Genomic DNA, 8,943 nt, shown 5'->3' on the forward strand with positions numbered 1-8,943 from the left:
CCGGGGCGCCCGTGGCCGCCGCCGCGCAGCCCGTCGCCGCACCGCCCGAGGCGTGCCGCCGCCCATGCCGACCACCCGTCCCGCCACCGATGCCGCTCGACCCGGGAGCCGCCGTGCAGATCGACCTCAACAGCGACGTCGGGGAGTCGTTCGGGTCGTGGACCATGGGCGACGACGCCGCGGTGATCCCGCTCGTCACCAGCGCCAACGTGGCGTGCGGCTTCCACGCCGGCGACCCGTCCACGATGCGCCGCACCTGCGCGGCGGCGGCGGCGTCGGGCGTGAACGTGGGCGCGCACGTGGGCTACCACGACCTGGCCGGCTTCGGACGCCGCTTCCTGGACGTCGCCCCGGACGAGCTCACCGACGACGTCGTCCACCAGATCGGCGCCCTGGCCGCGCTGGCCGCAGCGGCCGGGACGCGGGTGCGGTACGTGAAGCCGCACGGTGCCCTGTACAACGCGATCGTCCACCACCGGGCGCAGGCCAGGGCGGTCGTGCGCGCGGTGGTCGACGTCGACGCCGGACTTCCGCTGGTCGTGCTGCCGGGCAGCGTGGTCGCCGAGGAGGCGGACGCCGCGGGTCTGCGGACGGTGGCCGAGGCGTTCGCGGACCGCGCGTACGCGGCGGACGGCACGCTGGTCCCGCGGGGTGTGCCGGGCGCCGTCCTGCACGACCCCGCCGCGGTCGCCGCCCGGGTGCTCCGGATGGTCGTGGACGGCGCGGTGACGAGCATCGAGGGAGCCACCGTCCGGCTCGACGCCGAGAGCGTGTGCGTGCACGGTGACACCCCGGGCGCGGTCGCGATCGCCGCGGCCGTCCGGGAGTCGTTGACCCGCGCCGGGGTGCGTGTGGCGAGCTTCGTGTGACCCGACCGGGCGCCCCCGCGGCTGCCGAGCCGGCCGGGCGGCGGCGCGCGGTGCACGGGGTGGGTGACCGGGCGCTGCTGGTCGACTGCGCGGACGGGGCCGAGGCCCGTCATCTGCACGCGACGCTCGCGGCGCGGCCGCTGCCCGGGCAGGGCGAGCTGCTGCCGGGGGCGCGGACCGTGCTGGTGCACCTGACCGCGCGGGCCGCGGCGGACCGCCGGCTGGCCGGCCAGCTCGCGCGTGCGCTGGCTGAGCTCGTCGTCGACCCGTCCGGCGACGCGGCACCCGCGGCACCCGGGGACGACGTGGTGCTGGACACCGTCTACGACGGCGAGGACCTGCCCGACGTCGCCGCGCTGCTCGGCACCACGGTCGCCGGTGTGATCGGTGCGCATGGGGACCGGCTGTGGACGGCGGCGTTCGTCGGCTTCGCCCCCGGCTTCGCCTACCTCGAGCCCGACGGCGCCCCCTTCGACGTCCCGCGCCGCGCCAGCCCCCGCACCGCGGTGCCGGCCGGGTCGGTCGCCCTGGCCGGTCCGTACTCGGCGGTGTACCCGCGGTCGTCGCCGGGCGGCTGGCAGCTCGTCGGCCGGACCGACGCGGTGCTGTGGGACCTGGCCCGCCCGCAGCCCGCCCTGCTCCGGGCCGGGACCCGGGTCAGATTCCGCCCGGTGCGCCCCGCCGTCGTGCTCGGCGGGCGCCGCGCCGGGGCGCGGGGCGGGCCTGAGCCGGTCGTGGGTGGGCCGGTCGTGGGCAAGCCGGTCGTGACACCCGAGCACTCCGCCGACCGGGGAAGCGAGCACCGGCACAGCGCGGACCGGCACAGCGCGGACCGGCACAGCGCGGACCGGGACGGCCCGGACCGGGACGGCCCGGACCGGGGCGGCCCGGACCGGGCGCTGGAGGTGGTGCACCCGGGAGCCCTGTCGCTCGTGGAGGACCTCGGTCGTCCCGGTCACCTGGATCTCGGCGTCGGCGCATCGGGGGCGCTCGACCGGCGTGCCGCGGCCGCCGCCAACCGGCTGGTGGGCAATCCCCGGGGGGCCGCTGTGGTGGAGACCGTGCTCGGCGGGCTCCGGCTCCGGGCCCACGGGGCCCATGTGCTCGCGGTCACCGGTGCACCGGCTCCGCTCGTCGTGCTCACCGTGGACGGTGCGCCGCGCACGCGGCCCCCGGTCGGTGCGCCGTTCGCGCTGCACCCCGGCGAGACGCTGCAGGTCGGCGACCCGCCCGCGGGGCTGCGGTGCTACGTCGCCGTGCGCGGGGGTCTCGGCGCCGACCGTGTGCTCGGCAGCCGCTCCACCGACGTGCTGTCCGGGCTGGGACCGCCGCCGCTGCGCGCCGGTGACGTCGTCGGCGTCCTGCCGCCGCCCGGGGACGCCGTCGCGGCGTGGCCCGACCCGCCGGATCTCGCGTGCGCCGGGGACGGTGGCGGCGTGGTGGACGTCCAGGTCGCGCTGGGCCCGCGAGCCGACCGGCTCACCGCCGCCGGCCGCCAGCGCCTGCGGGCGGGCACCTGGACGGTCTCGCCGCGGTCCAACCGGGTCGGGCTGCGGCTGGACGGCGACCCGCTCCGGCTCGGACCCGGCGGTGAGCTGCCGAGCGAGGGCGTGGTGGCCGGCGCCGTCCAGGTGCCGCCGTCGGGCCTGCCCGTGGTGTTCCTGGCCGACCACCCGGTCACGGGCGGCTACCCGGTGGTCGCCGTCGTCGTGGACGCGGACCTCGGCCGGCTCGCGCAGCTGCGACCGGGGGAGCGGCTGCGTCTGGTGGCCCCGGAGCCAGCCCTTCCGCCCGCATCGCGTTAGTCGCTAACATAGCGCCCGTGACGGGACGCGCCCAGGCCACTCGGGACCGCCTGCAGCGGTGCGCCCTGGAGCTGTTCGTGCAGCGCGGCTTCGACGCGACGACCGTGGAGGACATCGCCCGAGCGGCCGGCGTCTCGCACATGACGTTCTTCCGGCACTTCCCGACCAAGGACGCCGTCCTGCTGGACGACCCCTACGACCCGGTCATCGCCGACGCCGTCCTGGCCCAGCCCCGGGTGCTGCCCGCTCTGGAGCGGGTGCGTCGCGGGTTCCTCGCCGCATGGGCCGGTCTGCCGGAGCCCGCCGACGAGCAGACCCGGGTGCGCATCCGGATCATGGCCGAGCACCCCGGGCTGCGGGCGCGCGCGTGGGAGAACAACCAGCGCACCGAGGACGTGGTCGTCGCAGCGCTCGTCGCGGACGGCGTCGCACGGCTCGAGGCGCGGGTCGCCGCCGCGGCCTGCCTCGGCGCGCTGCTGGCGGCCCTGCTCGACTGGGGCGCCGACGACGCCGGCGACACCCTGGGCGCGCGGGTGGTCACCGCCCTCGGCCACCTCTCAGCCGACGACGACACCGGCAGGCCCACGGGCCTGCGGCCGCCGGTGAGCCCCGGCGGGACGGTGCTGGGGTGACCGCGGGCCCTCCCGGGGTCCGCCGGGGCGAGACCCTGCTGCGCACGAGCGCAGTGGCTCGCGCGTTCGGCGACGAGGTCGCCGTCGACGGCGTCGACCTGACGGTGCACGCGGGGGAGGTGCATGCCCTCGTCGGGCTGAACGGGGCCGGCAAGACGACCCTCATGCGGCTCGCCCTCGGCATGCTGCGGCCGGACCGTGGACGGGCCCGGCTGCGGGTCGTCCCGGGGCCTGCGGTCGACGCCCGCACCGCACCGGCGGCCACGTGGGCTCAGGTGGGGCACCTGATCGAGACGCCGTTCGCGTACGCCGAGCTCACCGTGACCGAGACGATCCGCTGCGCCGCCCGGCTGCGCGGTCTCGACCGGCACGAGGCCGCCACCGCTGGCGAGCGCGTGATCGCCGACCTCGCGCTCGAGCACTGGGCCCGGCGCCGGGTGCGGACGCTCTCGCTCGGCAACCGCCAGCGAGTCGGGCTCGCGTGCGCCGTCGTCCACCGGCCGCGGCTGCTGATCCTCGACGAGCCGACCAACGGGCTCGACCCGGCCGGCGTCGTGCGCGTCCGGCGACACCTGCTGGAGGCCGTCGAGCAGGGTGCGGGCGTCCTGCTGTCCAGCCACCACCTGGACGAGCTGGCCCGGGTGGCCGACCGGATCACCGTCCTGCACGGTGGCCGGGTGGTCGGCGGTCTGCCGCCGGACGGCACGGATCTGGAGCGACAGCTGTTCGCCATGCTGCTGGCCGCGGACGGTGACGCCGCGGGCGGCGCCGCCGGAGCACCAGGAGCCGCGGGCGTCGGGGTCGCGCGCCGGGACGGCGGCGGGCGATGACCACCGACGGCGCGCGCGCGTTCGGGGCTGCGGTCGAGGTGGAGACGCTGAAGCTGCGCCGCGCGACCGCGGCCCGGGTGGCGGGCGTGGCCGTCGTCGTCGGCTGCTGCGGCCTGAGCGGGGCGTTCCTCGCGGTGGCGCGGGCCGGCGGTGACAGCACGATGGCGGCCAAGGTCGCACCCCTGGTGCACGGGACGGGGTGGGCGGCCTACCTGGGTGTGGTCGCGCAGATCCTGTCGGTGGCGGTGCTGCTGGCCGTCGGTCTGGTCACGTCGTGGTCATTCGGTCGTGAGTTCGTGGACGGCACCTGGGGCTCGCTGGTGGCGATCCCCACGCCACCGGGGACCACCGCGGCGGCCAAGCTGGTCGTGCTCGCCGTCTGGGGGCTGGGTCTGTGCCTCGCCACGGTCGCGCTCGCGGTGCCGGTCGGCCTGGTGGTCGGGCTCGGTCCGCCCGACGGCGCCGCGCTCGGCGGCGCGGCGCGGGTCGTGGTGGTCGGCGCGCTGACCGTGCTGCTCGGGCTGCCGTTCGCGTGGGTGTCCAGCGCGCAGCGCGGCTACCTGCCCGGCATCGCTGCGCTGCTGGCGGTCGTCGTGGTGACGCAGCTGGTCACCGTTGCGGGCGCCGGTGGGTGGTTCCCGTACGCCGCCCCCGGGCTGTGGGCGGGGATGGGAGGGCAGACCGCGGCGGACGCCGTCACGGGGCTGCAGCTCGCGTTGGCGGTCCCGGTCGCGGTGCTGGGCGGCGTCGCGACCGTCCGGTGGTGGCAGCGCGCCGAGGTGCGCTGACGCCGTCCGGCGACGTCCGGCGGCGTCCGGCGGCGTCCGGGACCAGGCGGCGTCGTGCGGTGCCGCCGCCTAGGCTGGCCGGGTGGACACCACCGGGTCGGCGCCCTGGCGCCCGCGGACGTCGCCGCCCGGCGGCCTGGCGGCGACGCCCCCGGCCGCGGGCCAGGAGTCGGTGTGGGACTACCCACGGCCGCCCGCGGTGGTGCCCAGCGACGAGCACGTCGTGGTGCTGCTCGGCGGCACGGTGGTCGCCGACACGCGCCGGGCGCTGCGGGTGCTCGAGACGTCGCACCCGCCGACGTACTACCTGCCGCGGGCCGACATGGATCCCGGCGCGCTGCGCGCCGTCGACGGCCCCGCGACGTGGTGCGAGTTCAAGGGTCGGGCGACGTACCTCGACGTGGTCGGTGAGGGGCCGGACGGGTCCGCACTGGTCGCCCGACAGGCGGCGTGGACCTACCCCGACCCGGCGCCGGCGTTCCGGGCCTTGGCGGGTCATGTCGCGCTGTACCCGGGACGGATGACCCGGTGCACGGTCGACGGGGAGGTCGTGCGCGCGCAGAGCGGCGACTTCTACGGCGGCTGGCGCACGGCGCGGGTCGTCGGCCCGTTCAAGGGCGAGCCGGGCACGCGCGGCTGGTGACCACGGGCGGTCAGCCCGAGCGGCTGGGCTCGCGCCGGTCGAGCACGAAGGTCCGCCCGGAGATCTCCCGCACGTCGATGGCCACCACCTCGTCCTTGTCCGTGCGGAGCCACGACTGCACGGGCAGCGCCCGGACCTCGTCCGCCTCGCGGTCTGCGAGCAGGTTGGCCACGCCGCGGACGACGACGCTGGTGGCGACGTCGAGGTCGTACTGGTCGGCCTCGAAGGCGACGTCCTGGTCCATCACGATGCCCAGCAGCTTGCTGCCTGGTGCGGTCCGGAACACGATCCGCCCGCCGGTCACCGCGAAGTTCAGCGGCACGATGTGCACCTCACCGAGCAGGTGGTAGGCGAGCCGTCCCACCTGCTGGGTGCGCAGGAAGTCCCACGACGCCTCGGGATCCAGCACGACCACGACGTCGTCGTCCACCCCGGTCACGGGATCCTCCCCAGCGCGCGCGGTGCGGCGTGCCGGACGACGCCCGGGCGGGCGTGCGGCCGTCCACCGGCGCGCCGTGCGGCGTGCGCCGACGCGGCGCCGGGGACGACGGGCGTGCGGGCGACGCGCGGCAGGGGGAGGAGCGTGAGGGTGACCAGCACGCTCGAGCCCGCCCGGCGCATCGCGATGTCGGCGATGTCCGTGCCGATCCGGTCCCGCAGCGCGGCCAGGTACACGGCGCCGCTGGGTGCGGAGGCGTCCAGCACGGTGCGCACCTGCCGGGCGTTCCGGCGCCGCGCCTGCGCCACCGCGGCGCACAGCAGGTCAGCCGCGACGGTGGCGATGCGCCGGTCCGGGTCGCCGGTGAGCTCGATCCGGATGTCGTCGGGGTCGCCGTAGACGACCTGGACCGCCGTGCCGGTGTCGTGCAGGGTCGAGCGCTCGCGCTCGTGGACGGTGAACATCGGCGGCCGCCTCTCGTGGTCGTCTGTCTGGCCAGGTCCATTGCACCGTCCGGCCGGCGGCGGCGGCGAGGGACCTACGTCCCGGTACGTCCGGGTCGCCCGGTGACATCCCTCGGGCGCGGCCGGTTACCGTGCTCATGAGTGCAGAGGAGGACCTCGTGACCCGGTACCCCGTGACGACGCAGCACGTCGCCCGGCAGCAGGGCGGCCCGATCCCCGCCTCCGACCTGCTCCAGGCAGCCCTGAGTCTGGCGTCGGACCTCGACCTGCCGTCCGTCCTCCAGCGGTTCGTCATCGCGTCGGCCGCGCTGACCGGAGCCCGGTACGGGGCGATCAACGTGCTGGACAGCCGCCGGGAGAGCACCACGTTCGTCCAGTCAGGGGTCGACGAGCGGCTGGCGAAGCTGCTGGGACGGGGACCGCACGCCGTCGGAGTGCTCAGCGCCATCCCGACCGAGGGCACCATGCGGCTCGACGACCTCACCAAGCACCCGGCGTTCCTGGGCTTCCCGGCGGGCCACCCGCCGATGGGGTCCTTCCTCGGCGCCGCAGTCAAGGTGCGCGACACCGTGTACGGCTACCTGTACCTGTGCGAGAAGAAGGGCGGCTTCACCGACGAGGACGACCGGACCGTCCAGACCCTCGCGGCCGCTGTGGCCCTCGCGATCCAGAACGCGCAGCTCTACGCCGCCACGGAACGTCGGGAGCAGTGGGTGCGGGCCGGCCAGGAGATCACCACGATGCTGCTGTCCGGCGCCGAGGAGGAGGAGGTGCTCACGCACGTCGCCGTCTCCTCGCGCGAGGTCGCCGCGGCGGACACCGCCGCGCTGGTGCTGCCGGGCGTGGGCGACGACTGGGTCATGGAGATCGTCGACGGCGTCGGAGCCGAGCAGCTGCTGGGGACGGTGATGCCGGCCGACGGCCGCGCGCGCAGCACGCTCGCCTCGGGCTGGGGCCTGCTGGTCGAGCACCTGGCCGAGGCCCGTGCCGTCCGGATCCCTGCGCTGCGGCAGTTCGGGCCCGCGCTGTACGCGCCGCTGCTGGCCGACGGCCGTGGTGTCGGCGTGCTGATGCTGCTGCGCCGCATCGGCTCGACGCCGTTCTCCGAGACGGACCTCGCGACCGCCCAGACCTTCGCCGCGCAGGCGGCGCTGGCCCTCGAGCTCGCCGAGGCCCGGCACGCCCACGACGTCGCCGCCCTGCTCGACGAGCGGGAGCGGATCGCTCGCGATCTGCACGACCTGGCCATCCAGCAGCTGTTCGCGACCGGCATGCAGCTCGAGACGGTGCGGCGCCGCGCCGCGCGCGGTGTCGACCCGTCCGAGCTGACCGGCATCGTCGAGGACGCGCTGGACAACGTCGACTCGACCGTCAAGCAGATCCGGTCGATCGTGCACGCGCTGCGCGACCCCGACGCTGCGGCGCCGTTGGCCGAGCGCCTGCGCCGAGAGGCGTCGCTCGCGCGCACAGGCCTCGGCTTCGCGCCGTCGCTGCTCGTGACGGTCGACGGCCGGATCCTCGACTCCGAGGAGTCCCTCGACGGTGACGCCGGAGCGCTCGACGACCGGGTGGGGGACGACATGGCCGACGACGTCGTCGCGGTCGTGCGCGAGGGGCTCGCCAACGCCGCCCGCCATGCGCGGGCGACGGCGGTCGCGGTGACGGTCGCGATGACCGGCCGGGCTCCGGACGGCACCGTCACCGTCATGGTGGAGGACGACGGCGCAGGCCTGCCGCCGGCGCGCGACCGACGGTCGGGCACGGAGAACCTGGCCGCCCGCTCCCGCCGCCACGGCGGGACCTTCATGCTGGCGCCGTCGCCGCAGGGCCGGGGGACGCGACTGGAGTGGTGCGCGCCGTTGCCGGTTCGGCCGGGGCGCTGACGGGTTCGGGGCGGTCGTCGTTCGGTCGACCGCCGGAGGCCGGGGAGCGGCCGGGGTCCGGCGGGCTTTCGCCGGGCCTCCGGCGAGCGGGCTCGTGCCGAGCCGCGCCACGGCGAGAGGTGCCACGGTCCTCCTGTGCGGCGGGCGGGGCGCATCGGTGACGCCGTTCGGTGCGAGAAGGGTGTAGGTCCGGTGGAACTCATCCGTGTCGTGCTCGCCTGCCTCCCCGTGCCCGACTTTCGCACCACACGCTCTGGCGACCGGATGAATGACCGCAGCAGCGCATGCACGTCAATGCGTCCCCAGTCGCTCACGACGACATTTCGTCCACAGCCGCCAGGGCCGCACCGGGGGATGTCAGTGGCTCCTCGTAGACTTTCCGTATCGCATTCAGCGAGGCGTGTGGCCGAACCGGGTGGAAAGGGGCGGGACGATGAGTGTCGACAATACCGTCCCGACGCCGTCCGGGGACGCCGCGTCGGGCGACCTTTCGTGCTTTTCTCCCCAGGTGGGTGCGGCGTTGTCGGCGATGGAGGCCGCGGTCGACGTGCTGGCCGGTCTGGACCTGACGGTGGTGGACGGGCCGGCGG

General features: G+C 76.3%; 9 protein-coding genes. 7 read left to right on the top strand and 2 right to left on the bottom strand.

Going from position 1 to position 8,943, the window contains the following annotated elements; genetic code table 11:
- The first annotated feature begins 89 nt into the window (after positions 1-89).
- From Q0840_RS15370 to Q0840_RS15395, 6 genes are all read left to right on the top strand, one after another.
- The gene (locus tag Q0840_RS15370) at positions 90-869 is read left to right on the top strand and encodes a LamB/YcsF family protein (RefSeq protein ID WP_298460915.1); all 780 of its coding nucleotides are present in this window, start codon (positions 90-92) and stop codon (positions 867-869) included.
- Entirely contained in the window at positions 866-2,674 is a 1,809-nt protein-coding gene (locus Q0840_RS15375) for an urea amidolyase family protein (protein WP_298460900.1), read from the top strand. Before Q0840_RS15370 ends, Q0840_RS15375 begins: the two co-directional genes overlap by 4 nt.
- Positions 2,675-2,691: 17 nt before the next feature.
- A complete protein-coding gene (locus tag Q0840_RS15380) occupies positions 2,692-3,306 on the top strand; it encodes a TetR/AcrR family transcriptional regulator (RefSeq protein ID WP_298460901.1) in 615 nt (204 codons plus the stop codon).
- On the top strand, positions 3,303-4,136 hold the full coding sequence (locus Q0840_RS15385; RefSeq protein WP_298460902.1) for an ABC transporter ATP-binding protein: 834 nt from the start codon (positions 3,303-3,305) through the stop codon (positions 4,134-4,136). Before Q0840_RS15380 ends, Q0840_RS15385 begins: the two co-directional genes overlap by 4 nt.
- Positions 4,133-4,924 carry an ABC transporter permease gene (locus Q0840_RS15390; RefSeq protein WP_298460903.1) on the top strand — a complete coding sequence of 264 codons (792 nt, stop codon included), beginning with the start codon at positions 4,133-4,135 and terminating at the stop codon, positions 4,922-4,924. Before Q0840_RS15385 ends, Q0840_RS15390 begins: the two co-directional genes overlap by 4 nt.
- Before the next feature lie 136 nt (positions 4,925-5,060).
- Positions 5,061-5,567, top strand: coding sequence for a DUF427 domain-containing protein (locus Q0840_RS15395; protein ID WP_298460916.1), 507 nt, complete (start codon positions 5,061-5,063; stop codon positions 5,565-5,567).
- 10 nt (positions 5,568-5,577) lie between these two features.
- Here the strand turns inward: Q0840_RS15395 and Q0840_RS15400 are convergent, their stop codons facing one another.
- Together Q0840_RS15400 and Q0840_RS15405 are read right to left on the bottom strand one after the other, a co-directional pair.
- Positions 5,578-6,006, bottom strand: coding sequence for a pyridoxamine 5'-phosphate oxidase family protein (locus Q0840_RS15400; protein ID WP_298460905.1), 429 nt, complete (start codon positions 6,004-6,006; stop codon positions 5,578-5,580).
- Complete coding sequence (locus Q0840_RS15405; protein ID WP_298460907.1) at positions 6,003-6,470, bottom strand: hypothetical protein; 468 nt, start codon at positions 6,468-6,470, stop codon at positions 6,003-6,005. The genes Q0840_RS15400 and Q0840_RS15405 overlap by 4 nt, the downstream gene beginning before the upstream one ends.
- A 137-nt stretch (positions 6,471-6,607) precedes the next feature.
- Here Q0840_RS15405 and Q0840_RS15410 point away from each other — a divergent pair, with 137 nt between their 5' ends.
- Entirely contained in the window at positions 6,608-8,353 is a 1,746-nt protein-coding gene (locus tag Q0840_RS15410) for a GAF domain-containing sensor histidine kinase (RefSeq protein ID WP_298460909.1), read from the top strand.
- The last annotated feature ends 590 nt before the right edge of the window (positions 8,354-8,943 follow it).

This window comes from uncultured Cellulomonas sp. (assembly GCF_947494015.1).
GTDB lineage: Bacteria > Actinomycetota > Actinomycetes > Actinomycetales > Cellulomonadaceae > Pengzhenrongella.